Annotated in this window: 22 protein-coding genes; 14 read left to right on the top strand and 8 right to left on the bottom strand. The window is 70.6% G+C overall.

Annotation, left to right across the window (positions count from 1 at the left end):
* The first annotated feature begins 235 nt into the window (after positions 1–235).
* Positions 236–1,198, top strand: coding sequence for a diacylglycerol/lipid kinase family protein (locus tag ACFOMP_RS14040; RefSeq protein WP_289892939.1), 963 nt, complete (start codon positions 236–238; stop codon positions 1,196–1,198).
* Positions 1,195–1,983: a metallophosphoesterase family protein gene (locus ACFOMP_RS14035; RefSeq protein ID WP_379031585.1), complete on the top strand. Its 789-nt coding sequence runs from the start codon at positions 1,195–1,197 to the stop codon at positions 1,981–1,983. The genes ACFOMP_RS14040 and ACFOMP_RS14035 overlap by 4 nt, the downstream gene beginning before the upstream one ends.
* 91 nt (positions 1,984–2,074) lie before the next feature.
* On the opposite strand, the gene ACFOMP_RS14030 is transcribed toward ACFOMP_RS14035, so the two are convergent.
* Positions 2,075–2,869 (bottom strand): VOC family protein, encoded by a 795-nt coding sequence (locus tag ACFOMP_RS14030; RefSeq protein WP_379031582.1) that lies wholly within the window; start codon positions 2,867–2,869, stop codon positions 2,075–2,077.
* 165 nt (positions 2,870–3,034) lie between these two features.
* On the opposite strand from ACFOMP_RS14030, the gene ACFOMP_RS14025 reads away from it, so the two are divergent.
* Entirely contained in the window at positions 3,035–4,222 is a 1,188-nt protein-coding gene (locus tag ACFOMP_RS14025; RefSeq protein ID WP_379031579.1) for a THUMP domain-containing class I SAM-dependent RNA methyltransferase, read from the top strand.
* A 114-nt stretch (positions 4,223–4,336) separates the two neighbouring features.
* Complete coding sequence (locus ACFOMP_RS14020; protein ID WP_379031576.1) at positions 4,337–5,086, top strand: SDR family NAD(P)-dependent oxidoreductase; 750 nt, start codon at positions 4,337–4,339, stop codon at positions 5,084–5,086.
* Positions 5,087–5,089: 3 nt separating this feature from the next.
* On the opposite strand, the gene ACFOMP_RS14015 is transcribed toward ACFOMP_RS14020, so the two are convergent.
* Together ACFOMP_RS14015 and ribA are read right to left on the bottom strand one after the other, a co-directional pair.
* Complete coding sequence (locus ACFOMP_RS14015; RefSeq protein WP_379031636.1) at positions 5,090–5,605, bottom strand: L,D-transpeptidase family protein; 516 nt, start codon at positions 5,603–5,605, stop codon at positions 5,090–5,092.
* Positions 5,606–5,622: 17 nt separating this feature from the next.
* Positions 5,623–6,684, bottom strand: a complete 1,062-nt coding sequence (gene ribA / locus ACFOMP_RS14010) for a GTP cyclohydrolase II (RefSeq protein ID WP_289892945.1) — start codon at positions 6,682–6,684, stop codon at positions 5,623–5,625.
* 133 nt (positions 6,685–6,817) lie between these two features.
* Between ribA and ACFOMP_RS14005 the strand changes: the two genes are divergently transcribed.
* The 5 genes from ACFOMP_RS14005 (at position 6,818) to ACFOMP_RS13985 (ending at position 10,387) form a co-directional block, all read left to right on the top strand.
* Positions 6,818–7,504, top strand: coding sequence for a response regulator transcription factor (locus tag ACFOMP_RS14005; RefSeq protein WP_019352522.1), 687 nt, complete (start codon positions 6,818–6,820; stop codon positions 7,502–7,504).
* 249 nt (positions 7,505–7,753) lie between these two features.
* Entirely contained in the window at positions 7,754–8,539 is a 786-nt protein-coding gene (locus ACFOMP_RS14000) for an exodeoxyribonuclease III (RefSeq protein ID WP_289892946.1), read from the top strand.
* 108 nt (positions 8,540–8,647) lie between these two features.
* The gene (trxA, locus tag ACFOMP_RS13995) at positions 8,648–9,559 is read left to right on the top strand and encodes a thioredoxin (RefSeq protein WP_289892947.1); all 912 of its coding nucleotides are present in this window, start codon (positions 8,648–8,650) and stop codon (positions 9,557–9,559) included.
* A 1-nt stretch (position 9,560) separates the two neighbouring features.
* Complete coding sequence (locus ACFOMP_RS13990) at positions 9,561–10,199, top strand: LON peptidase substrate-binding domain-containing protein (RefSeq protein ID WP_289892948.1); 639 nt, start codon at positions 9,561–9,563, stop codon at positions 10,197–10,199.
* Complete coding sequence (locus tag ACFOMP_RS13985) at positions 10,196–10,387, top strand: Trm112 family protein (protein ID WP_019353171.1); 192 nt, start codon at positions 10,196–10,198, stop codon at positions 10,385–10,387. Before ACFOMP_RS13990 ends, ACFOMP_RS13985 begins: the two co-directional genes overlap by 4 nt.
* A gap of 54 nt (positions 10,388–10,441) precedes the next feature.
* On the opposite strand, the gene ACFOMP_RS13980 is transcribed toward ACFOMP_RS13985, so the two are convergent.
* The 5 genes from ACFOMP_RS13980 to ACFOMP_RS13960 form a co-directional block, all read right to left on the bottom strand.
* Entirely contained in the window at positions 10,442–10,771 is a 330-nt protein-coding gene (locus ACFOMP_RS13980) for a DUF779 domain-containing protein (RefSeq protein ID WP_379031568.1), read from the bottom strand.
* Positions 10,772–10,839: 68 nt separating this feature from the next.
* Positions 10,840–12,366, bottom strand: coding sequence for an aldehyde dehydrogenase (gene adh / locus ACFOMP_RS13975; RefSeq protein WP_289892950.1), 1,527 nt, complete (start codon positions 12,364–12,366; stop codon positions 10,840–10,842).
* Positions 12,367–12,472: 106 nt separating this feature from the next.
* Positions 12,473–13,474: a GAF domain-containing protein gene (locus ACFOMP_RS13970; RefSeq protein WP_289892951.1), complete on the bottom strand. Its 1,002-nt coding sequence runs from the start codon at positions 13,472–13,474 to the stop codon at positions 12,473–12,475.
* 122 nt (positions 13,475–13,596) lie between these two features.
* Entirely contained in the window at positions 13,597–19,113 is a 5,517-nt protein-coding gene (locus ACFOMP_RS13965) for an alpha-2-macroglobulin family protein (RefSeq protein ID WP_379031564.1), read from the bottom strand.
* 60 nt (positions 19,114–19,173) lie between these two features.
* A complete protein-coding gene (locus tag ACFOMP_RS13960; RefSeq protein ID WP_379031561.1) occupies positions 19,174–20,232 on the bottom strand; it encodes a quinoprotein relay system zinc metallohydrolase 2 in 1,059 nt (352 codons plus the stop codon).
* A 141-nt stretch (positions 20,233–20,373) separates the two neighbouring features.
* On the opposite strand from ACFOMP_RS13960, the gene pqqA reads away from it, so the two are divergent.
* From pqqA to pqqE, 5 genes are all read left to right on the top strand, one after another.
* Complete coding sequence (gene pqqA, locus ACFOMP_RS13955; RefSeq protein ID WP_019353469.1) at positions 20,374–20,466, top strand: pyrroloquinoline quinone precursor peptide PqqA; 93 nt, start codon at positions 20,374–20,376, stop codon at positions 20,464–20,466.
* Positions 20,467–20,532: 66 nt separating this feature from the next.
* Complete coding sequence (gene pqqB / locus ACFOMP_RS13950; RefSeq protein WP_379031557.1) at positions 20,533–21,423, top strand: pyrroloquinoline quinone biosynthesis protein PqqB; 891 nt, start codon at positions 20,533–20,535, stop codon at positions 21,421–21,423.
* Positions 21,420–22,244: a pyrroloquinoline-quinone synthase PqqC gene (pqqC, locus tag ACFOMP_RS13945; protein ID WP_289892955.1), complete on the top strand. Its 825-nt coding sequence runs from the start codon at positions 21,420–21,422 to the stop codon at positions 22,242–22,244. The genes pqqB and pqqC overlap by 4 nt, the downstream gene beginning before the upstream one ends.
* A complete protein-coding gene (gene pqqD / locus ACFOMP_RS13940; RefSeq protein WP_289892956.1) occupies positions 22,241–22,564 on the top strand; it encodes a pyrroloquinoline quinone biosynthesis peptide chaperone PqqD in 324 nt (107 codons plus the stop codon). The genes pqqC and pqqD overlap by 4 nt, the downstream gene beginning before the upstream one ends.
* An 86-nt stretch (positions 22,565–22,650) precedes the next feature.
* Positions 22,651–23,727 (top strand): pyrroloquinoline quinone biosynthesis protein PqqE, encoded by a 1,077-nt coding sequence (gene pqqE / locus ACFOMP_RS13935; RefSeq protein WP_379031633.1) that lies wholly within the window; start codon positions 22,651–22,653, stop codon positions 23,725–23,727.
* Positions 23,728–23,733 lie beyond the last annotated feature (6 nt).

Below are 23,733 nucleotides of genomic sequence, written 5' to 3'. Positions count from 1 at the left end.
CGTTTCGGGTGGCGAGCCGCCGCTGGCCCGGAACGGCGCGGCTGGCCGGGACCGGATGACCAGCACCCCGCCCCTCGGCTTCCCGCGCGCAATCTGGCAAAGCCGCCGGCCAAAGGCAAGTAAAAAGATCAGGATTATCCGGCAGGGGCGAAAAGCCGCAACCGCCCGTCAAGACCGTCGGGAACCGGCCGCCCCCGCGCCGTGTTCCGGCAGGCAACCGCGATGAGGCCAGAATATGACAGAACAGCGCGATCCGCCCGCCGGGGCGGCGTTTTCCCTTGCCACGGCGCGGGTCTGCACGATCGTCAACATGGGCTCGGGCCGCAAGCAGGGTCGCGATATCGCCGGCGAACTGCGCAAGGCGCTGCAGGGGCGGGTGGCCGCGCTGGAGATCCGCGGCACCGAGGCGGGCTCGGACCTGCCCGCCATGGCCCGACAGGCGGTCGCGCAGGGCTTCGACCTGATCGTCGCGGCCGGCGGCGACGGCACCCAGGCGGCGGTGGCCAGCGCCGTGGCCGGCACGGACAGCGCCATGGCGGTGATCCCCGGCGGCACCTTCAACTATTTCGCCCGCGATCTCGGCTCGGGCGAGACGGTCGAGGAGGCGCTGAAGGTCTTCGAGTCCCCCCGGATCCGCGCCGTCGACATCGGCGAGATGAACGGCACGATCTTTCTCAACAATGTCAGCTTCGGCGCCTATCCGGAAATCCTGAAACGGCGCGAGAATATCTACCGGCGCTGGGGCCGGTCGCGGGTGGCGGCCTATTGGTCGGCGCTGGTGGCGCTCTGGACGCTGCGCCGGCCGCTGCGGCTGACGGTGCGCGCCAGGGGGCGGGAACAGCGCTTCACCACCGCGCTCGCTTTTGTGGCGAAAAGCGCCTACCAGCTCGACATGTTCGGGCTCGAGGGCGCCGATTGCGTGCGCCAGGGCCAGTTGGCGCTGCTGGTGGCGCGGGCCCGACGCCCGACGCCGCTGGTGCGCTCGGCGCTGCGGCTGGCCATGGGCAAGACGGCGCGCTATGCCGATTTCGACCTGATCTGCGCCGAATCCTTCGAGATCGAGACCGTGCCGCGCCATGAATATGTCGCCCATGACGGCGAAAAGACCTGGATGGATTCGCCCTTTGCCATCCGGGTGCGCAAGGGGGCGCTGAAGGTGCTCGTGCCGGCCGGCAGCGGCGGGCGGGACGCGGCATGACGCGCATCCTGCATCTCTCGGACCTGCATTTCGGCTATGAACGCGCTTCGCTGATCGAACCGCTGCTGGACCTGGTGAATGCCGCCCGCGCCGATCTGGTCGTGGTGACGGGCGACCTGACCCATCGCGGCCGCTCGGCGCAATTCGCCCGGGCGGCGGCCTTCCTGCGCCGGATCGAGGCGCCGCTGATCGCGGTGCCGGGCAATCACGACATCCCGCTCTACAAGCTCTCGGACCGCATGATGCAGCCCTATGTCCGCTGGCGCCGCGCCATCGCCGAAACGCTCGAGCCGGTCGGCCATGTCGGCGCGGTGCGGGTGCAGGGGCTGAACAGCGTCGATCCCATGGCTTGGCAGCGCGGCATCATCACCCCGGCGCAGGTGGCGCGAGTGATCGCCGGGCTGGACCCGTCCTGCACCAACATCGTCGCCCTGCACCACCCGCTGCAGCAACGCCCGCAGGTGGACAAGGCGCTGATGAAGGGCGCCGCACCGGCCCTGACGCGCTTCGAGACCGACGGCGTGCAGCTGGTGCTGAGCGGCCACCTGCACCTGTGGTCGATCGGTGCCTTCCTGGGCGAAACCGGCCGCCCGGTCCTGCAGGTGCAGGCGGGCACCGCGCTTTGCGCTCGGCCGGACGACCGGCAGAACGAATTCGCGGTGCTGGATTTCCGCGGCCCGGACCTGATCGTCGAACGCCATGTCGCGCCGATGGACGAGCCCGGCTTCCGCCCGCGGCAAGAGCTGCGCTTCGCCCGGCGGCACGGCCTTTGGCGCCCGGCCTGATTTCACCGTTTCCAAATACCCCGGGGGAACGCCTTTCCGGCCCCGTCGCGGGGCCGGAAAGGCGTGGGGGCAGAGCCCCCGGCCCCCCGGCTCAACCCTTCGGTTCGACGCGCAGCTTCGTGCCCCAGGGATCGCTGAACTCCACCGCCCCCAGCGCCGCCAGCGCATCGGCATCGGCCGCCAGCACCACCTCGGCCAGCCCGGCCGCATCGGCGCTGCGCGGCCCCGCGCCGCGGCTGTTCCAGATGTTTCCCGCCAGGTGATGGTGATAGCCGCCGGTGGCGAAGAAGCTGGCGCCGAACATATGGGCGCTGCGATCCATGCCAAGCCGGTTCATGTAGAATGTCTCGGCCTCGGCGACATTGCCGACCTGCAGGTGGACATGGCCGACCACGCTGCCCGCGGGTGCGCCGGCCCAGGGCGCATCCGCCGCATCCAGCAGGCCCTGCAGGTTCAGCGCGATGCTGTCCATCCGCACCGCGCGGCCATCGGTCTGCCAGGCCGAGCGGGGCCGGTCGGCATAGATCTCGATGCCGTTGCCCTCGGGGTCGCGCAGATAAAGCGCCTCGCTGACCAGGTGGTCCGAGGCGCCGTCCAGGCCGATCTGCCGGTCGGCGGCATGGCGCAGCCAGCGCCCCAGCGCCGCGCGGTCGGGCAGCAGGAAGGCGGTGTGGAACAACCCGGCCTCGCGCGGGCGATGGCGGGCGGCGCGGTCGCGGCGCAGCGCCAGCAGCGGCAGGTCGCCGGCGCCCAGCACCAGCTCCTCGCCGCCGCCCGAAAGCCGTTCGAGGCCGATGGCGGAACGATAGAAATCCCCCACCTTGTCCAGGTCGTTGACGATCAGCGCAACCCGGCCGATCTGGATGGGGGCATCGCTGCTGGCCATGATGATCTCCTTGTTCCCGAAGGACTCTCCGTTGCCGCCAAGATAGGCGCGGCCGGCATGGCTGAAAATGGCGCCAGTCGGGGAACACTGTCGCCGGAAAGGGGATGATTGCCTTCGCCTGCGCCGCGGCGCATGATGCGGGACCCTTTCGCCTGCCGGAACCCGATGAAACCCCGCACCGCCCAGACCCCGCCCAGCAAGACCCCGCCCCGGCCGCAGCCCGAGGCCGCGCCGCTGGCCGCCGATCCGGGGCGGATGGAGATCTTCCTGGTCGCCACCCCGGGCCTCGAGCAGCCGCTGGCCGAGGAGGCGCGCGCGCTTGGCTACGACGCGCAGCCGCAGCCCGGCGGTGTCAGCTTCACCGGCGGCTGGCCCGATGTCTGGCGGGTGAACCTGGACATCCGCGGCGCGACCCGGGTGCTGGCCCGCATCGGCGCCTTTCGCGCCATGCACCCGGCGCAGCTCGACAAGCGGGCGCGCCGCTTTCCCTGGGCGGACTGGCTGCGCCCGGACGTGCCGATCCGCATCGAGGCCAGCAGCCGCAAGTCGCGCATCTATCACGCCGGCGCCATCACCCAGCGCATCGAGGCCGCGATCCGCGACAGCCTCGGCGCCCCGGTCGCCGAGGACGCGCCGGTCACGCTGAAGATCCGCCTGGAAGACGACCTTTGCACCATCAGCCTGGACACATCCGGCGAGTCGCTGCACCGGCGCGGCCACAAGCAGGCGGTCGGCAAGGCGCCGATGCGCGAGACCATGGCGGCGATGTTCCTGCGCCAATGCGGCTTCGACGGGCGCGAGCCGGTGCTGGACCCGATGTGCGGCTCGGGCACCTTCGTCATCGAGGCGGCCGAGATCGCGGCGGGCCTGCGTCCCGGCCGGATGCGGCATTTCGCCTTCGAGCAGCTTCCGGGCTTCGACGCGCCGGCATCGGAGACGATGCGCGCCGCCCCCGCAATCCCGCCGGCACCGGCCGCGATCCGCTATCACGGCAGCGACCGCGACCCCGGCGCCATCCGCATGAGCCGCGAGAATGCCGAGCGCGCCGGGCTGGAAAGCTGGACCCGCTTCGAGAACCGCCCGATCGGCGAACTGGAACGGCCCGAGGGACTGCCGGGCCTTGTCATCGTCAACCCGCCCTATGGCGCGCGCATCGGCAACAAGGGGCCGCTGTTCGGTTTGCATGCGGCGCTGGGCGAGGCGCTGCGCGAGCGTTTCCGCGGCTGGCGCGTCGGGCTGGTGACCAGCGAGGCGCCGCTGGCCCGCGCCACCGGCCTGCCGTTTCGCGAACCGGGCCCCTATGTCGCGCATGGCGGGCTGAAGATCCGGCTGTGGCAGACCGGGCCGCTGTGACTGGGCCGCTGTGACCGGGGCATCCCGGCCGGCGGCGCGGCATTGATACGATCGGCCGCAGGGACGTGATCCCCGCAGGTGCTATGATGCCCCGGAACCGCGCAGGAGGGTCGCATGGACATTCGTTTCGACAACAGGATCGCGCTGGTGACCGGCGCCGGCTCGGGGCTGGGCGAGGCGATCGCGCTGGAGCTTGCCGCTGCGGGCGCCACGGTGGTGGCCGCCGACCTGCATGAGGAAACCGCCCGCGCCACCGCCGCCCGGATCGTCGCGGCCGGCGGCCGGTCCGAGGCGGTGGCGGGCGACGTCTCGGACCCCGAGCAGGTGCAGAAGGCGGTCGAGGTCGCCAAGCGGTTGGGCGGGTTGCATCTGCTGGTGAACAATGCCGGCATCGGCGGCCCCAGCGCGCCGGTCGGGGACTATCCGCTGGACGGCTGGCGAAGGGTCATCGACGTGAACCTGAACGCGGTCTTCTACGGCATGCGCTACGGCATCCCGGCCATGCTGGACGCCGGCGGCGGGGCGATCGTGAACATGGCCTCGATCCTCGGCTCGGTCGGCTTCGACGGGGCGGCGGCCTATGTCTCGGCCAAGCATGCGGTGGTGGGCATGACCAGGAACGCGGCGCTGGAATATGCGCAGAAGGGCATCCGGGTGAACTCGGTCGGCCCGGCCTTCATCGACACGCCTTTGCTCGACCAGCTGGACAGCGACACCAAGAAGGCGCTGGTCGGCCGGCACCCCATCGGCCGGCTGGGCCGGGCGGATGAGGTGGCGGGGCTGGTCGTCTTCCTGCTGTCGGACCGCGCCAGCTTCATCACCGGCAGCTATCACCTGGTGGACGGCGGCTATACGGCGCTGTGACGCTCAGTCCTTGCCGTGCCGGCTGGCGGGCCTGCGCGCCGGCCAGCGCGGCAGGGCGGGAATCTCCAGCACATCGCCCGGCGCGATGGCGGAAGCCAGGCGGATCAGGTCGCGCCGCGCCATGGCGATGCAGCCGGCGGTCGGAAAACCGGGCCGGCGCCATTGGTGCAGGAAGATGGCGGACCCCGCGCCGGGCCGGGCCTGCGGCCAGTTCCAGTCCGTCACCAGCACGATGTCGTAAAGCGGATCGGCCCGCCGCATCGCCTCGTGGCTGGGGCCGAAGGGCGCGCGCACCGGCTGGTTATAGGCCGGATGGCCCGAGGCGTCGCACCACAGGTCGCCCGGCAGGATCGGCCGCGCCCAGCCGCTGGGCCGCGCCAGCCGATCCGGACGATAGAGCAGCCCGACGATGCGGTGCCGGCCGACCGGGGTCGCGCCGTCGCCTTCGGCCTTGTCGGCCCGGATGCCGCCGCGCCCGACCGCGCAGGGGATAAGCCGCGACCCCGCCCGCAGCCCCATCGGGGTCAAGAGCAGCCTCACAGCAGATGGCCCGATTTCGCGGCCTTCACGTCCAGATAGCCGGTATTGTGGCGGTTGCGCGGGGTGATCAGCGGCACGCGTTCGGCCACGCGGATGCCGTGGCCCTCCAGCATCGCCACTTTCTTGGGATTGTTGGTCATCAGCCGCACCGCGTCGAAGCCCATCTTCTTCAGGATGCCGGCGCCGATGCGGAAATCGCGCTCGTCATCCTCGAAGCCCAGCCGGTGATTGGCCTCGACCGTGTCGAAGCCCTGGTTCTGCAGCGCATAGGCGCGCATCTTGTTGGCCAGGCCGATGCCGCGCCCCTCCTGATTCAGATACAGCAGCACGCCCTCGCCCGCCTGGCCCATGGCGGCCAGCGCGGCATGCAGCTGCGGGCCGCAATCGCATTTCAGGCTGCCCAGCACGTCGCCGGTGAAGCAGGCCGAATGCAGCCGCGCCAGCACCGGCGCCGCGCGCGAGGGGGCGCCGATCTCGACCGCGTAATGCTCGGCCTCGCCGGTATCGGGGCGGAAGATGTGCAGCTTGGCATTCTCGGCCGCCAGCAGCGGCAGGCGCGCGGCGGCGACCGGGGCCATCGCGGCTTCGGCCGCCATCTGCGCCAAGGCCGGGCCGGGCGAAAGCCGCGTCAGCCCCTCGGGCGGCGCGGCCACGGGCACCACCAGCACCGCAGGCAGCAGCTGCGCCGATTTCGCCAGGGCGATGCCGGCGCGATGCGCGTCCACATCGCCGCCGCGCGGGCTGCGGAACGGCCCCTTCATCGGCGTCATCAGGTCGCCGGCCGGATCGGCCACGGCCCGCAGCCAGGCCAGATCGGCATCGCCCGGCACCGCGACGCGCGCCAGGTCGCGGTCATAGACCCGGACCTTCAGCGTCTCGGCCCGCGGCTCGGTGATCGCCAGCACGGCGGGGCCGAGGGCGCGCATGGCGTCCAGCCTGTCGGCGCGCAGCGTCTCGACCGCCGCGACCAGCTGGCCGCCGATGACCACGGGCAAGCCCATGCGCAGGTCGGCGCGGGCGCGCGACAGGGTCTCGGTCAGGGTGGGGATCAGGGTCATCGGGCCAGTGCGGTTGAAACAATCTGAAACATAGGGCGGATTTCCGACAACTCCATGTGAGAATTGCTGCAAACCGCTGGACGCCTGCCGCGCCGCGCCACAGTTTTCCGCCATATCGCCAAAGGAGGCAAGAATGGCCGGACTGAAAAAGATCCTGCTCGTCGACGACGAGGAAGACCTGCGCGAGGCGTTGGCCGAGCAATTGGTGGCCACCGAGGATTTCGAGGTGTTCGAGGCCGGCTCGGGCCACGAGGCGGTCGAGAAGAGCAAGGGCGCCATCTTCGATCTGGTGGTGCTGGATGTGGGCCTGCCCGACACCGACGGGCGCGAGCTGTGCAAGCGGCTGCGCAAGCAGGGCGTCAAATGCCCCATCGTCATGCTGACCGGGCACGATACCGATGCCGATACCATCCTGGGCCTGGATTCGGGCGCGAACGACTACATCACCAAGCCGTTCAAGTTCCCGGTGCTGCTGGCGCGGCTGCGCGCCCAGCTGCGCACGCACGAGCAGTCCGAGGACGCGATCTTCCAGCTTGGCCCCTATACGTTCAAGCCGGCGATGAAGATGCTGATCGACGCCAAGGAGCGCAAGATCCGGCTGACGGAAAAAGAAACCAACATCCTGAAATTCCTGTATCGCGCCCAGGACGGGGTGGTGCCGCGCGACGTGCTGCTGCACGAGGTCTGGGGCTACAATGCCGGCGTGACCACGCATACGCTGGAAACGCATATCTACCGCCTGCGCCAGAAGATCGAGCCCGATCCCTCGAACGCGCGGCTGCTGGTGACGGAATCCGGCGGCTATCGTCTCGTGGCCTGATCAATGTTCACCGGCGGAACCGGCGCCCGACTTGCGGGTTCTGCCTGCGAAGCCCGGTGGTCGGAGGATGCGGCCACATGATGACCCGGCCCCGGCCTGCCCGGCGGCCGGGTTTTCTTTCGGCGCGGTCCCGCGGGGGTGCTTCGCCCCCCGCACCCCCAGAGGGTATTTGCGAAACGGTGAGGCGGGGTCCGGCGGTGGACAAGCCCGCTTCGCGCCCCTAGGGTCCGTCCCCGAAAGGAAGCTGCCATGTTCACCATCGCCACCTGGAACATCAACTCGGTCCGCCTGCGCGAGGCGCTGGTCGCCCGCTTCCTGACCGAGGAGGCGCCGGACATCCTGTGCCTGCAGGAGACCAAGAGCCCGGTCGAGAAGATCCCGCTGGAGGCGTTCCGGGCGCTGGGCTACCGGCATTTCGTGGCGCGCGGGCAAAAGGGCTACAACGGCGTCGCCATCCTGTCGAAGCTGCCGATCGAGGATGCGGGCGACCGCGATTATGCCGGGCTTGGTCATGCCCGCCATGTCGCCGCCCGGCTGGAGAACGGCGTCACCATCCACAACTTCTACGTGCCGGCGGGCGGCGACATTCCCGACCGCGAGCAAAACCTGAAATTCGGCCAGAAACTGGATTTCCTGACCGAGATGCGCGACGCCTTCCACGCCGACAAGCCCGCGCGCTCGATCATGGTGGGCGATCTGAACATCGCCCCGCGCGAGGACGATGTCTGGTCGCACAAGCAATTGCTGAAGATCGTCAGCCACACGCCGATCGAGATCGAGCATCTGGGGGCGGCACAGGATGCCGGCAGCTGGGTGGACATCACCCGCAAGGACATTCCCCAGGGCCTGCTTTACAGCTGGTGGAGCTATCGGGCGCGCGACTGGGACGCCGCCGACAAGGGCCGGCGGCTGGATCACATCTGGGCCACGCCCGACATCGCCAATGCCGGGCATGGCAGCCGCATCCTGCGGCCGCTGCGCGGCTGGCAGCAGCCCAGCGACCATGTGCCGGTGCTGGCCAGCTTCGATCTCTGATCCTGCGCTGCGGCGCTTTGCCGCAGTGCCCCGCACGGCCGGCCCAATCTTGCATCGCGCCGGTCGCTGCGCCATCTAGGGGGCAACCCTGTCGCATGAGGATACCCGATGCTCGAGCTTGGCTCCGCCCCCAAAGATGCCGCCCCCGCCGATATCATCAAGGACGTGACCGAGGCGACCTTCATGGCCGATGTGGTCGATGCCTCGATGACGGTGCCGGTCATTGTCGATTTCTGGGCGCCCTGGTGCGGCCCCTGCAAGACGCTTGGCCCGCAGCTCGAGGCCGAGGTCGCCCGCCACAAAGGCCGTGTCCGCATGGCCAAGGTCAATGTGGACGAGAACCAGATGATCGCCGCGCAATTGCGCGTGCAGTCGATCCCGACGGTCTATGCCTTCTTCCAGGGCCAGCCGGTCGACGCCTTCCAGGGCGCGATCCCGCAAAGCCAGATCAAGCAGTTCGTCGAGAAGCTGGCGGCGATGGGCGGCGATGACGGCGGTCTGGCCGAGGCGCTGGACGCGGCCGAGGCGATGATCGCCGAGGGTGCGCCCGAGGATGCGGCCGAGACCTTTGCCGCGATTCTCGAGGAAGAACCCGAGAACGCCGCCGCCTGGGGCGGGCTGGTCCGGGCCCATCTGGCCGCCGGCCATGCCGACCGCGCCGAGGAGGCCCTGGCGCAGGTGCCCGCCGCCATCGCCAATGCCGCGCCCATCGAGGCTGCCCGCGCCCAGCTGCAGCTGGCGCGGCAGGCCGCCGAGGCCGGGCCGCTGGACGAGCTGCGCCAGAAGGTCGAGGCCGACCCGGCCGACCAGCAGGCGCGCTTCGACTATGCCACGGCGCTGCATGCCGCCGGTCAGGTCGAGGAGGCGATCGACCAGCTTCTGGAATCCTTCCGCCGCGACCGCGACTGGAACGACGGCGCCGCCAAGGCGCAGCTGCTGACCATCTTCGATGCCCTGAAGCCCACCGATCCGCTGGCGCAGAAGGGCCGGCGCCGGCTGTCCTCGCTGATCTTCGCCTGACATGGCCCGCGGCATCGACCTGCCCGAGACCGTCCCGCTGTTCCCGCTGCCGGGCGCGGTGCTGATGCCCCGCACCCGCCTGCCGCTGCAGATCTTCGAGCCGCGCTACCTGCAGATGGTCGAGGACGTGCTGAAGACCCCCTCGCGGCTGATCGGCATGATCCAGCCGGCCGAAGGTGGGCTGGACGCGCTGGCCCAGGTCGGCTGTGCCGGACGCATCGTGGCTTTTTCCGAACTGGACGACGGTCGGCTGATGATCTCGCTGAAGGCGCGCTCGCGCTTCCGGCTGAACGAGGTGCAGCCCGGCTTCACCCCCTATCTGCGCGGCCAGGTGGACTGGCGCGGCTACGAACCGGACCTGGCCGTCCAGCCCGAGGAGGATCCGCGCTTCGACCGCCCCGGTTTCATGGCGCGGCTTGGCCGCTACATGGAGCAGCGCGGCCTGTCGACCGACTGGGACGCCGCCGAGGCGTCCGAGGAGGAGACGCTGATCAATTCGCTGTCCATGCTGCTGCCCTTCGCGCCCGAGGAAAAGCAGGCGCTGCTGGAGGCGCGGACCCTGTCCGAACGCCGCGTCCTGCTGGACGGGCTGCTGGAATACGCCCTGCATGGCGGCGACAACGAGGAGACGATCCAGTGACCGACACGACCGAACGCGGCTATGACCGCCACATGCTCGAGGCGCTGGTCTGTCCGGTGACCCATGCCACCCTGCGCTATGACGCCCAGGCGCAGGAGCTGATCTCGGACGCCGCGGGGCTGGCCTTTCCGATCCGCGACGGCATCCCGATCATGCTGCTGGACGAGGCACGCCAGATCCGCGCCTGAGGAAAAAGCGCGGGCGCGCGGGTGCCTTGGGGGAGGACGCGCGCCCGCCGGCGGTCAGATCCGGCAGATATCCGACCGAACCAGGAACCGTTTCTCGCGGCCATTGTCGAGGCTGAACATGCCGCCCCGTCCCGGCACCACGTCGATGGTCAGCCGCGTGTGCTTCCAGGTGTCATACTGGCTGGCCGAGATATAGAACGGCATGCCGCCGATCTCGCCCAGCTTCACGTCGCGCTCGCCGACGCGGAAATCGCCCTGCGGGTAGCACATGGGCGAGGAGCCGTCGCAGCAGCCGCCGGACTGGTGGAACAGCACCGGCCCGTGATCGGCGACGATTTCGGCCAGAAGCTCCAGCGCGGCGGGGGTGGCGGTGACCCGGTCCATGATGCCCTTCCCTTTGCCAAATACCCGCGCCGAAGGCAGCGGCCCCGCGGGCGGGGCCGCCGCCCCTGTCAGAAGAAGCCCAGCTTCTTCGGCGAATAGCTGACCAGCATGTTCTTGGTCTGTTGATAGTGGTCCAGCATCATCTTGTGATTCTCGCGGCCGACGCCCGACTGCTTGTAGCCGCCGAAGGCCGCATGGGCCGGATAGGCGTGATAGCAGTTGGTCCAGACCCGCCCGGCCTTGATGCCGCGGCCCATCTGGTAGCAGATGTTGGCGTCGCGCGACCACACCCCGGCGCCCAGACCGTAAAGCGTGTCATTGGCGATTTCCAGCGCCTCGGCCTGGTCCTTGAAGGTGGTGACCGAGACCACCGGGCCGAAGATCTCTTCCTGGAAGATCCGCATCTTGTTGTGACCGCGGAAGATCGTCGGCTCGATGTAGAAGCCGCCCGACAGCTCGCCGCCCAGATCGGCGGCCTTGCCGCCGGTCAGCACCTCGGCGCCTTCCTTGCGGCCGATGTCGAGATAGCTCAGGATCTTCTCTTTCTGCTCGCTCGAGGCCTGGGCGCCGATCATGGTGGCGGCGTCGCGCGGGTCGCCCTGGGTGATCGCCTGCACGCGCTTGACCGCGCGTTCCATGAAGCGATCGTAGATCGATTCCTGGATCAGCACGCGCGACGGGCAGGTGCAGACCTCGCCCTGGTTCAGCGCGAACATCGCGAAGCCTTCCAGTGCCTTGTCGAAGAAGTCGTCGTCTTCGCGCGCCACGTCGGCGAAGAAGACGTTCGGGGACTTGCCGCCCAGTTCCAGCGTCACCGGGATCAGGTTCTCGGCGGCATATTGCATGATCAGCCGGCCGGTGGTGGTCTCGCCGGTGAAGGCGATCTTGGCGATGCGCGGGTTCGAGGCCAGCGGCTTGCCGGCTTCCAGACCGAAGCCGTTGACGACGTTCAGCACGCCCGGCGGCAGCAGGTCGCCGATCAGGCTGATCCAGACCATGATGCTGGCCGGGGTCTGCTCGGCCGGCTTGAGCACCACGCAGTTGCCGGCGGCCAGTGCCGGGGCAAGCTTCCAGCAGGCCATCAGCAGCGGGAAGTTCCAGGGGATGATCTGGCCCACCACGCCCAGCGGCTCGTGGAAGTGATAGGCGATGGTGGTCGAGTCGATTTCCGAGATCGAGCCTTCCTGCGCCCGCAGCACGCCGGCGAAATAGCGGAAATGGTCGATGGCCAGCGGCACGTCCGCGGCCATGGTCTCGCGGATCGGCTTGCCGTTGTCCCAGGTCTCGGCGGTGGCGAGCAGCTCCAGGTTCTGCTCCATGCGGTCGGCGATGCGCAGCAGGATGTTGCTGCGTTCGGTCGGGGCGGTATGGGCCCACTTGTCCTTGGCGGCATGGGCGGCGTCCAGCGCCAATTCGATGTCGTCGGCGTTCGAGCGGGCGATCTCGCCGATCTCGGCGCCGGTGATCGGGGTGGTGTTCGTGAAATACTTGCCGGATTTCGGCGCGACCCACTCGCCGCCGATATAGTTGTCGTAGCGCTTGGCGAAAGGCATCACGTTGACGCCCTTGAAGTCATGCGTCTGGTCGTTCGGCATGGTTTCCTCCTGTCCTGACCGGCTCCTCCTGCCGGTTCATCCAGAAGGTTGGGACGGGCGCGGCCGCAAATCAACGCGCCCCCCATGCCGCAGCGCGGAATGTGTTTCAGCCCCGAGACAGTCTGCCCGGATTTTCCGAAATCCCCAGCCGCTGCATGCGGCGATAGAGCGTGGCGCGCCCGACACCCAGCGCCCGGGCGGCGGCCGAGACATTGCCCTCGGCCCGCGCCAGGGCGCGAATCACCGCGGCGCGCTCGGCCTTCTCGAAGCCGGTGGTGTCGTCGTCGCGGCCCAGCAGGTCCGAGGCGGGCCGGGGCCGCAGCTGGCCCTCCTTCTCCAGCCCGAAGGCGCGGCGGGCGGCGCGGTTGGCGCCGATGGCCAGGTCGTCCTTGTCCACCGCGATCAGCAGTCCCGCCTCGTCCGAGCCGGGCGCCTGGGCGGTGATGATGCGCGCGCCGGGGAAGGAAACCCGGAAGAATGCCGCCTCGATGGCCCGGGCGCTGTGCGCGACCTGCGCCGCGATCAGCGCGTTCAGCCGCTCGGTATGGTCGGCGCGGGCGGAACTGACGTCCAGCGCCGCGATCAGCCGGCCGTCCGGGCCCCAGATCGGCGCGTCCATGCAGGACAGCCCGGTATTGCTGGCATAGAAATGCTCGTCGCGATGGATGGTGACCTGCCGCCCCTCGGCCAGGCAGGTGCCGATGCCGTTGGTGCCCTGCACCTCCTCGGACCAGTCCATGCCGCGCCACAGCCCCCAGTCGCGGAAGGTGGCGGCGTCGCCCTCGCTGACCCGGTGTTCCAGCACGATGCCCTCGGGATCGGTCAGCAGCAGGTTGCAGCCGGTCGGGCAAACCAGCTGGAACAGCTGGTCGAGCTGCGGCCGGGCGACGGCGATGAAGCGGTCCATGCGCTCGATGCGCAGGGCCAGTTCGCGTTCGGTCAGCCGGTGCTGCACGGGCGGGCGCGCGGGGTCCAGCCCGTGCTTGACCATCGAGCGGCGCCAGCTTGCGGCAAGCCGGGTGACGGCGCCGGGCGATTGCGAAGCCTGGGCCACGCGATCCTCGTGACGCGTCGCGGGCGGCGTCGTCGTCGGGCGGGTCTCGGGCAAGGCGTCCTCCCCTTCCTTACGCGATGGCGGGGATTATTGCCCGGCAAGGCCGATGGGGCAAGCAATGCTTTCGTCAGGGCGCCGCGGTGGCTTCCCGGCCCATGCGGGCCGGGGGCTCTTGGTCAGGGCGCGACGGTCACGGTGCCGCCATCCGACCAGGCGCGGAACTCGGGGCGATACATGTCCTCGACGCTGGCGGCCGGGTGGCGGAACTGGCCCGGCGTCACGGCGCGGACGATATAGACCAGCCGGAACCTTTCGGCCGAGGTCCAGGTCAGCGCCGCCGCGAAACGGTCGGCGCGGAACTCGGTCATCTCGGCCGAGGTCTCGCCCTCCAGCCAGTCCAGCGCCGAGACGTCGCCGGCGCGCAGCAGGTTCGGGTTGTCGATCTCCCATCCCGCCGGCAGCGGGTCGGCGATGACCAGCCGGCCGCCGCCCTCGGCTTGCGGCGAGATCTCCAGCTCGACCACCATGCGCGTGCCTTGCGGCAGGTTCTCGGGGTCCAGCGCCTCGCCCTCGATGCTGTAATAGCGCCGGGCGATGCCATAGCCCTTGCCGCCCGCCGCGACCTGCCCGGCGGGCTTGCCGGTCGCGGTCAGCGTCACCTCCAGCGCGCGGTCGCCGGTATTGGCAAGGCTGGCCCCGGCGTCGGGCAGGCTGGCGATCGGCTGGGTCAGCGCCACGCCGTTCAGCGTCGCCGGCGGGGTCGAGCGCGACAGCGACTGCGCCGCCATCACCGTCCAGACCGATTCCTGGGTGGACAGGCTGCGGCCGTCCTGCTCGGCCCGCGCGATGCGCTCGGCGATCTGGCTGGTCAGGTCGGTCTCGTCCACGGCCTGGGTCTTTGCCTCGGCCGCCAGCGCCAGCAGCGCGGTGGCGTCGCGCAGCCTGGTGCCGTAATCGGCGCGGAAGGCGTGGGGTTCGGGCGCGCCGAGGTTCAGCAGGTTGCGTCCTTGGGTGAACATGCGGTCCGCGCGGCCCTGGTCGCCATAGGAGGCCAGCGCCGCCCCCAGGTTGGCCGCCGCCATCGGCGTCGAGAACGACCCGGCGGCGGTATCGGCGTAATAGCGCAGGTCGCCCACGGTGGCGGCGCGTTCACGGGCCAGAACCGCCAGCGCATAGGCCAGCGCCGCGTTTTCCTCGGCCGAGGCGGCGCCGGGTTCGGTGGCGTAATTGGCGCGGTTCCTCAGGTTGTCGATGGCCAGCCGGAAGCCGGTATCGGGCACCTGATAGCCCGCCGCCCGGGCCCGCGACAGGAAGTCGGTGACATAGGCCTCCAGCCACAGGTCGCCCGAATCGGCAGACCACAGGCCGAAGCCGCCATTGCTGCCCTGCCGGGTCAGGATCTGGGTGATCGCCTTCTGCACCTGCTCGGCCGTGTCGCCGCCCTCGCCGCCCTCGACTCCTTCCAGCGCCGCAAGGCTGGGCAGGTAGAGCAGCGGCATGGCCCCCGAGGTCAGTTGCTCGGTGCAGCCATAGGGATAGCGCGAGAGCCGGGCCAGCGCCCCCGCCACGTCCAGCCGCGCATAGGGCCCGACCGCCGCGGTCAGCAGCGCGCCGGGCAGCATGCCTTCGGTCAGGCTCGGCGGCACAGAGATGCTCTGCCCCGGCTCGACCACGATGCGGTCCTGGCGCTGGATGTCGGCCTCGTTCAGCGCCACCGGGATGGCGATGTCCTTGGTCAGCGCCTCGCCGCCCGGCGTGGTCAGGGTCAGGCGCAGGTTCGCCAGCCCCTCGGCATCGCCGGCCGTCACCGGCATCTGCACCTGCGCCTCGGCCTTCTCGGCCAAGGTCACGCTGTCCGTGGGCAGGCTGGTGGTCAGCGGCGCGTCGCCGCCGACCTGCTGGACGGCCAGCCGCATCTCGCCTGCCGGACCCGAGGCATGGGTCAGCCGCAGCCCGACCTGCGCCCGGTCCCCGGGCGCCAGGAAGGCGGGGGCGGTCACGGTCATCACCACCGGGTCGCGCACCAGGACCGAGGTATCGGCCTGGCCCACGCCCCTGGCCGACCAGACCACGGCCATCACCCGCACCTCGCCGTTGAAATCGTCCACCGGCACCTCGATGGTGGCGGTGCCGTCCGCGCCGACGGTCAGCGGACCGGAAAACCAGCTCATCAGCTTTTCGGTCGGCGGCGGCGCCTCGGCATTGCCGGCAAGGCTGGCGTCGCCGCCCTCGCGCAGCGCGCCGTCGGGGGCGCCGGTGGGCAGGATCAGCCGGCCGTAAAGGTCGCGCAGCGCCACGCCCAGCCGGCGCTGACCGAAATAATGCTGCGACGGGTTCGGCGGCTGGAAGCGGGTCAGGTTCAGGATGCCCTGATCGACGGCGGCGACGGTGGCCTGCACCGTCTCGCCGGCCGCGGCGCCCTCGACCTTCAGCGTCACCGGGACCATGCCGCGCGGGCGGGTCTCGGCCGGAGCCTCGATGCTGGCGGCAAGCCTGCGGTCGCCGGGATCGACGGCGGCATGGGCCAGACCCAGCGCCCGGACCGGCTGGCGGTCGCCGGGCCGCGCCTCGGCCAGCGGGCGGATGGCGCTGACGGTGACATAGACCCCGGCGCCCCAATCGTCGGTCACCGGCAGGTCCAGGCTGTTCTCGCCCGCCTTCAGCGCCACGGTCTGCATCGAGACCAGCCGGTTCGACAGCACCGAGACCAGGCCCAGCCCCTCGTTGGCCGCCTCGACCCGGACGCGGGCGACGTCACCGCTGCGATAGGCGGGCTTGTCCAGCACCACCTGCAGCCGGTCGGGCGTCTCGGTGCCCGCATTCGCCACCGCGCCCCAGCCGGCATAGAACTGCGTCGAGCTTTGCCCGCCCTGGCCGGATGCCGGCTCGGCCACCAGCTCATACTGGCCCCATTCGACCGGGGCGGCGATCTCGGCTGGGGCCTCGCCCGGCTCGGCCACGCCCTCGGTGATGCGGGTGCGGCTGGTGATCACCTCCCAGTTCCATTGACCGCCCAGCGAATACCATTGGTAATCGGTGTCGATGCGGTTCAGCACCCAGCGCACCGGCTCCGAGGCCGGCTTCAGGTCCGGGCCGACCGCGACCAGCGCGAAACGCGCCTCGGCGTTTTCGGACACGGTGTCGCCCTCGAACAGCGGGCGGATGCCGACGACCGGCGCCTCGGGCATGACCACGCGCGATTCGCTGCGCTCGACCGGCCGGCCGGCGCCTTCGCGAATGTCCAGCACCACCTCGGCCGCGACCGGGCGGGGGCCGAGCTGGCCGGCCGGCGGCAGTTCGATCTGCGTCTGGTAATGGCCCTGCGCATCGGTGGTGCCCGGCGGCAGGCTGTCGGTCACCGGCGAGCTGTCGTCATCCTCGCGCCCGAAGACATAGCCGTCGAAGCCTTTCAGGCTGCGGGTGGGGGACAGGCGCAACTGCCCCTCGACCGGCAGGTTGGCGGCCGGGGCGCCGAACAGCCAATGCGCGGCAAGCGAAAGCTCCAGCGTGCCGCCGGCGCGGGCCGGGCCTTCGGGCAGACGCGGGGTAAAGTCGATGCGCTCGGGCAGGAAATCCTCGACCAGCATCCGCGCCGTGGCCAGCGCCGGGCCGTCCGCCTCGGTGCGCAGTTCCATCCGCCAGGTGCCGCGCGGGGCGTTGCCGGGGATCGACCAGGCCACCGTGGCGCCGCCGGCGCCGGCATCCCGCGCCGGCAGGCGCGTCGCCTCGACCCCGTCGGGACGCAGGATCACCGCGGTCAGCGGCAGGGTCTCCAGCGCCCGGGCCTCGGCATTGCGGGCCAGCACGGTGGCGTTCACCGTCTCGCCGACGCGATAGGCGCCGCGGTCGGTGGTCAGGAACAGGTCGATGGGCGGGGCAGGGGGCTGGCCCTCGACCCCGCGGTCGGAAAGGTCGAATTCCGGGTCCGACAGCGACAGGAAGGCCATGTCGCGGGGCGCGCGCTCGGCGCCCTCGCCCTGCCAGTCGGTCACCGTGACCAGCGCCGGCGCGGCGCCGTCCTTGCCCATGGACAGGCCCGGCGCGAAATGCGCCACCCCCTCTGCGTCGGTCCGGGCCTTGGCCAGCACCTCGTTCGAGCGGCTGACCAGCGCCACCTCGGCCCCGGCCTTGGCCGAGGTGTCGGCCAGGCTGCGCACCGCCACGGTCAGCCCGTCGGCGCCCGAGAAGGTGGAGATCCCGAAATCCGAGAGCACGAACCATTGTGTGGCCAGCCCGGTGTCCTGGACGCTCTCGTTCTCGATCCCGGCCTCGACGATATAGATGCCGGGCTCCAGCGGGCCGGCCTCGGCGGGGATGGCAAGGCTGGTGGTCAGCTCCTGGTTCAGGCTCTCCTGTCCCATGGGCTTGGCGACCTGCGCCGTGCCCTTCCAGACCTCGCGCGCCATGCGGTCGCTGAAGTAATCCGCCTGCCAACTGTCCAGCGGCGTCGCGAACATGTCCTCGGCCATGGCGCGGATCAGGTTGCGGTCGGAAATCCGCAAGAGCCGCAGGCTGATGGTGTCGGCATTGACCGTGACCATCGACAGCCGCTGGTCGCCCGAGGCGGGCAGCACATAGGCGCGGCCGGGAAAGCGGACCGAGGGCGCGCGGTCGCGGACATAGCCCTTGACCGTCACGTCGCGGGCCAGCACCTCGCCATCGGCGGCGGGCAGGCCGGCGCGCAGGGTCAGCTCGACCTCTTGCCCATGCGTCAGGCCGGCGACGCAAAGCCGTTCGCCATCCGCCTCGACCGTCAGGTCGCGGCCGGGCAGGCGCAGGAATGGCGCGTAATCGGTGCCCGAGGACAGTTCGCGCGACAGGATGGCGCAGAAGCGCGGCGTCTTGCCCTCGGCTTCGACCTGGGTGTCGGTGACGCGCAGCCCGTTGCGGGCCTGCGATTCCGTCAGCGCCGAGGCGATCTCGGGATCGGCGGGCGACAGCCTCGCCGCCAGCCGCAGCGCCGCCAGCGCGTCGTGGCCGCGGTCCAGCCGCTCCCATGCCATGGCGAGCCAGGACAGCGCCCGGGCGGCCACCGCATCCTCGGCGCCGCGCAGATAGCCGTTGATCGCCATCGAGGCGATGGCCGCCGAGGCCTCGCGGTCGCCCTGGTCGCTGGTGTAGAGCGTCAGCCGCGCCAGGTTGGTCCAGTCGGCCGCGCGGTCGTAGCGCGCCGCCTCGGCGGCGGTGATGCGCGCCGCCAGCGCCAGGTCGCCGCCCCGTTCGGCCTGCTGGGCGCTGCCCTGGGCATATTCGGCCAGCGGCGGGTGCAGCGCCGGAAAGCTGCGGGCCAGGGATCGCGCGGCGCCCAGATCCTGCGCGCCGATGACGGGCGCGGCGCCGGCGCGGGATTCGGCGCGCAGCCGCTCCTCGGCCGTGGCGGCGACGACATGGCCCGACAGCGCACCGGCAAAGCCGGCCGCGGCGCCGGTGCCCTCGCCCTTGGGGAAGCAGGCGCGGGCGCGTTCGTTATAGGTCAGCGCCGTGCAGGCATCGTTGCCCAGGCAGGCCTGCACGCAGGCTTGCAGCGTGGTGTCGAAGATCGGACCCAGATCGCCGCCCGGCAGGTCGGTATCGGCCTGCAGGGACAGCCGCCGCTCGGGCAGGGGGGCATCATCCTGCGCATGGGCCGTGCCCGCCAGCAGCAGCCCGCCAAGGACCGCCGCGATGAAACCGTGCCGGGCAAGACGTGCCATGACCATCCCCATTCCTTTGCGCTCGGCATAGTTGTGGCACCGGGGCGCGGGCGAGGCAATCTATTCCCATTCCAGTTCGGCAAAGGCCGTGGCGGCATTCCGGGCGGTGACGGCCTGGAAACCCGCCCATCCCTCCGAGACCGGCTTCATCGCCAGGCTGATCGCCGGAATGGCCCGCGACAGCGCCAGGCCGTGGCGCAGCGCCTCGCGCGTGGCGTCGCGCAAGGCGGTCAGGTAGTGGCGCTCGGGCGTCACCGCCGCGTCCCAGCCTTCCACCGCCGGGCCATGGCCCGGCACGATCAGCGTCGGCGGCGGATCGGGGGGCCGGCCGATCCAGTCGAGCCAGCCGGCCAGCGAGCCGTCCAGCGACGGCGTCAGCCCCTGGAAGACCAGATCGCCGGTGAACAGCGTGCCGGTTTCCTCGTCCAGGACCGTCATGTCGTTGTCGGTATGGGCCGGCGGCACCGGCGTCAGCCGCAGGCTGCGGTCGCCCAGCGAGATGGTCTCGGGCGCGGTGACCTTGTGGTCCACGGCGGCGATGCGGGTGCCGGCGAAATTCGCCGCCCCGATCTGGCGCGGGACCGAGATCATCCAGCTTTCCGCCCGCCGCGCCACCGCTTCGGGCAGGCGGGCATCGGCGACGATGGTGGCGCCGGCCTCGGAGAAGACCTCGGCGCCCAGGATGTGGTCGGGATGCATGTGGGTCAGGATGACGTGGCTGACCGGCCTGTCGGTCAGCTGCCGGATGGCGGCGTAAAGCGCCTCGCCCTCGGCCCGGCTGCCGCCGGCGTCGATCACCGCCACCGTCTCGCCGATGACGAAGGACAGGTTGGCGATGCGGCCGCGGTTCTGCGGCGACAGCGCCGCCATGGCGCCCTGGTGGAGGTGGATGCCCTCGGCCACCTCCTGCATGGTCAGGGCGGGCAGTTCCGCGGTCTCGACGCAGCGGGTGCCGCCGCCATCGGCCAGGTCGGGATGCCGGGCCAGCCAGTCGCGGGCGATGGGCTCGGCGCGCAACTGGCAATCCTCGCGCGTCGCCGCCTCGCCGGCCGGCAGCAGCCGCGATTCGCAGCTGCCCGGCTGGGCGGCAAGGCAGGCGGCCAGGACCAGATGGAACATCCGTTTTCCTTTCGGGATCCAAGGTTAGCACAGCCCCCGTCGGCTGGCCATCTACGACCTTTGGCGTGTTGACTGGCGACCGCGGTGGCCTAGCATCGACTTGTCCGCACCCGAAGCGGCAACCTGGAGGAGGAGAACCATATGGCCTGGACAAAACCCGCGCTGAAGGAAATCGCCTGCGGCATGGAAATCAACATGTATGCCCCGGCCGAGGACGAGCCGGTCCTGTTCTAAACCGTTCTGGCGATGTCCGGGCCCGGTCCCTGCTTGCCGGGGGCCGGGCCTGCCGGACCCCTGACCATGCGTATCGTGATTCTCGGCAGCGGCGCAGGCGGTGGTGTGCCGCAGTGGAACTGCGGTTGCCGCAACTGCGATGCCGCGCGCAATGGGCGCATTCCCGCGATGAGCCAAAGCGGGATCGCCATATCCGCCAATGGCCGGGACTGGGCGCTGATCAATGCCTCGCCCGACCTGCGCCAGCAGCTGGCCGCGACGCCGGCGCTGCGGCCCGAGGGGCTGCGCGGCTCTCCGATCCGGTCGGTGCTGGTGACGAATGGCGACATCGACCATGTCGCCGGCCTGCTGACCCTGCGCGAAGGGCAGGGTTTCGACCTGTTCGCGACCCCGGCCATTCATGCCGTGCTGGCCGGCAATCCGATGCTGTCGGCGCTGGCCCCCGGCCTGGTGCCGCGGCGCGAGGTGACGCTGGACCGCGCTTTCGCCCTGGCGCCGGGCCTGACCGCCACGCTGTTCGCGGTGCCCGGCAAGGTGCCGCTGTATCTGGAGGGCGCGCGGGTCGAGACCGGGCTGATGGGCGAGCAGACCGTCGGTGTCGAACTGGCCGCCAATGGCCGGCGGGCGTTCTACATCCCCGGCTGCGCCTCGGTTCCGGACTGGCTTTGCGACCGCATCGCAGGCGCGGATGCGCTGCTGTTCGACGGCACGCTTTGGACCGATGACGAGATGGTCCGCGCCGGGCTGGGCGCCAAGACCGGGCGGCGCATGGGCCATGTGCCGGTATCGGGTCCGGGCGGCAGCCTGGACGGGCTGCGCCAGGTGGCCTTGGGCGCCCGCATCTATGTGCATCTGAACAATTCGAACCCGCTGGTCGATCCCGCCAGCCCCGAGCGCGCGCAGGCGCAGGCGGCTGGCTGGCAGATCGGCCATGACGGTATGGAGATCGCGCCATGAAACTTGCCGACCACCGCGCCCAGACCCGCGCCGAGTTCCACGAGCGCCTGAAGCGCATCGGCGCCGAGCGCTATCACGACCGTCACCCGTTCCACAAACGCCTGCATGGCGGGCAGTGCACGCCGGACGAGGTGCGGGCCTGGGTCATCAACCGCTGGCATTACCAGTCGCGCATCCCGATGAAGGACGCGGCCTTCCTGTCGCGGCTGGACGACCCGCAGCTGCGCCGCATCTGGCGCCACCGGATCGAGGATCACGACGGCGGCGTCGATCAGGGCGGCGGCATCCGGCGCTGGCTGGCACTGGCCCGCGCCGTGGGCCTCGATCCCGATTACGTCGCCGGCGGCGCGGGGGTGATGCCGGCGACGCGCTTCGCCGTCGATGCCTATGTCCGCTTCGTGCGCGACATGCCCTTGCTGGATGCCGTGGCCGCCAGCCTGACCGAGATGTTCGCGCCCAAGATCCATGCCGAGCGCATCGAGGGGCTGCTGAAGCATTACGATTTCGCCGACGAGACCAGCCTGGCCTATTTCCGCAACCGGCTGACCGAGGCGCCGAAGGATGTCGAGTTCGGCCTGACCTATGTGCTGGACCATGCCGACACGCTGGAAAAGCAGGACGCGGCGGCGGCGGCGCTGATCTTCAAGACCGATGTGCTTTGGGCGCAGCTCGACGCGCTGTGGCACGGCTATGTCGAGGGGCGGCTTCCCCCCGGCGCCTGGCGGTCGGGCGAAGGGCTGCTGGACTCGGCCATTCCCGAGCCGGCGCCCGATGCCGCTTCCGCTTCCGGCCCGGCCCCCAATGCGGCTGCGGTCCCATGACCGGGGGGCGCATCAGCGGCGCCTGCGTGCCCTATCTGCCGCGCGGCGTGCGGCTGCATGACGACCGCGTGCGCGGCATCCGCGTGCTTCTGGCGCCGGAACGGGCCATGCAGCTGGACGCGGTCGGCGATGCCATCCTGTCCGAGCTGGACGGGGAACGCAGCCTGGCCGAGGTCATCCTGAACCTGTGCGGGCGCTATGCCACCCCCGCCGAGCAGATCGAGGGCGACGTGCACGATTTCATCCGCGGCCTGGTGGACCGGCGCATGGTCTTCCTGGCCTGCGCCGAGGGCAGCGACGAGCGGGAGGACGCGGCATGATGGATGCGCCAGCCCCCCGCGAACCCGTCCCCGGCGAACCCGTCCCCCGCGACATCGACGGCAATCCGGTCCGGCCCGGCCTGCCGATGGCGATGCTGGCCGAGCTGACGCATCGCTGTCCGCTGGCCTGTCCCTATTGCTCGAATCCCGTCGAACTGACCCGGGCCCAGGCCGAGCTGACGGCGGCGGAATGGGCGAATGTCTTCCGCCAGGCCGCCGATCTGGGGGTGCTGCAGGTGCATCTGTCCGGCGGCGAGCCGGCCTCGCGCCGCGACCTGACCGAGATCGCGGTCTCGGCCCGCGACGCCGGGCTTTACGTCAACCTGATCACCTCGGGCATCGGCCTGACCGAGGCGCGGCTGCGCGAGCTGGACGGGATCGTCGATCACATCCAGCTGTCGCTGCAGGGCATCGACGCCGCCATGGCCGATTGGATCAGCGGCTATGGCGGCAGCTTTTCCCGCAAGATGCAGGTGGCGGACTGGGTGCGCGCCATCGGCTTTCCGCTGACCCTGAACGCGGTGGTGCATCGCCAGAACCTGGACCGCCTGCCCGAGATGATCGACCTGGCCGAGCGGCTGGGCTGCCGCCGGATCGAGGTGGCGACGGTGCAATTCCACGGCTGGGCCGAACTGAACCGCCGGCCCTTGATGCCGACCATGGCCCAGGCCGCCCGGGCGCGCGAGGTGGTGAATGCGGCGCGCGAGCGGCTGCGCGGCCGCATGGTCATCGACTATGTCCCGGCCGACCATCACGCCGCCTATCCGAAAAGCTGCATGGGCGGCTGGGGCTCGACCGGCCTCAACATCGCGCCAGACGGCACGGTGCTGCCCTGTCATGCCGCCCAGACCATCAAGGAACTGCATTTCGACAACATCCGCGAGGTGCGGCTTGCGCGCATCTGGCATCACGGCGACGCCTTCAACGCCTTTCGCGGCACCGCCTGGATGCCCGAGCCTTGCCAGTCCTGCGAGCGGCGCGACCTGGATTTCGGCGGCTGCCGCTGCCAGGCCATGGTCATGGCGGGGACGGCGCGGGCCACCGATCCGGTCTGCTCGCGCTCGCCCTTCAACGCCCGGCTGCGGGCCGAGGCCGAGGCGGATGCCGCCAGCGACGATACCGCGCTGGTCTATCGCCGCATGGCGAAGGAGAAACGGATATGAGACATT

The organism is Paracoccus simplex, from assembly GCF_042648325.1.
In the GTDB taxonomy this organism is placed as follows: domain Bacteria; phylum Pseudomonadota; class Alphaproteobacteria; order Rhodobacterales; family Rhodobacteraceae; genus Paracoccus; species Paracoccus simplex.
The sequence above is the reverse complement of the archived record's forward strand: the minus strand, read 5'-3'. Positions and strand labels throughout refer to the sequence as shown.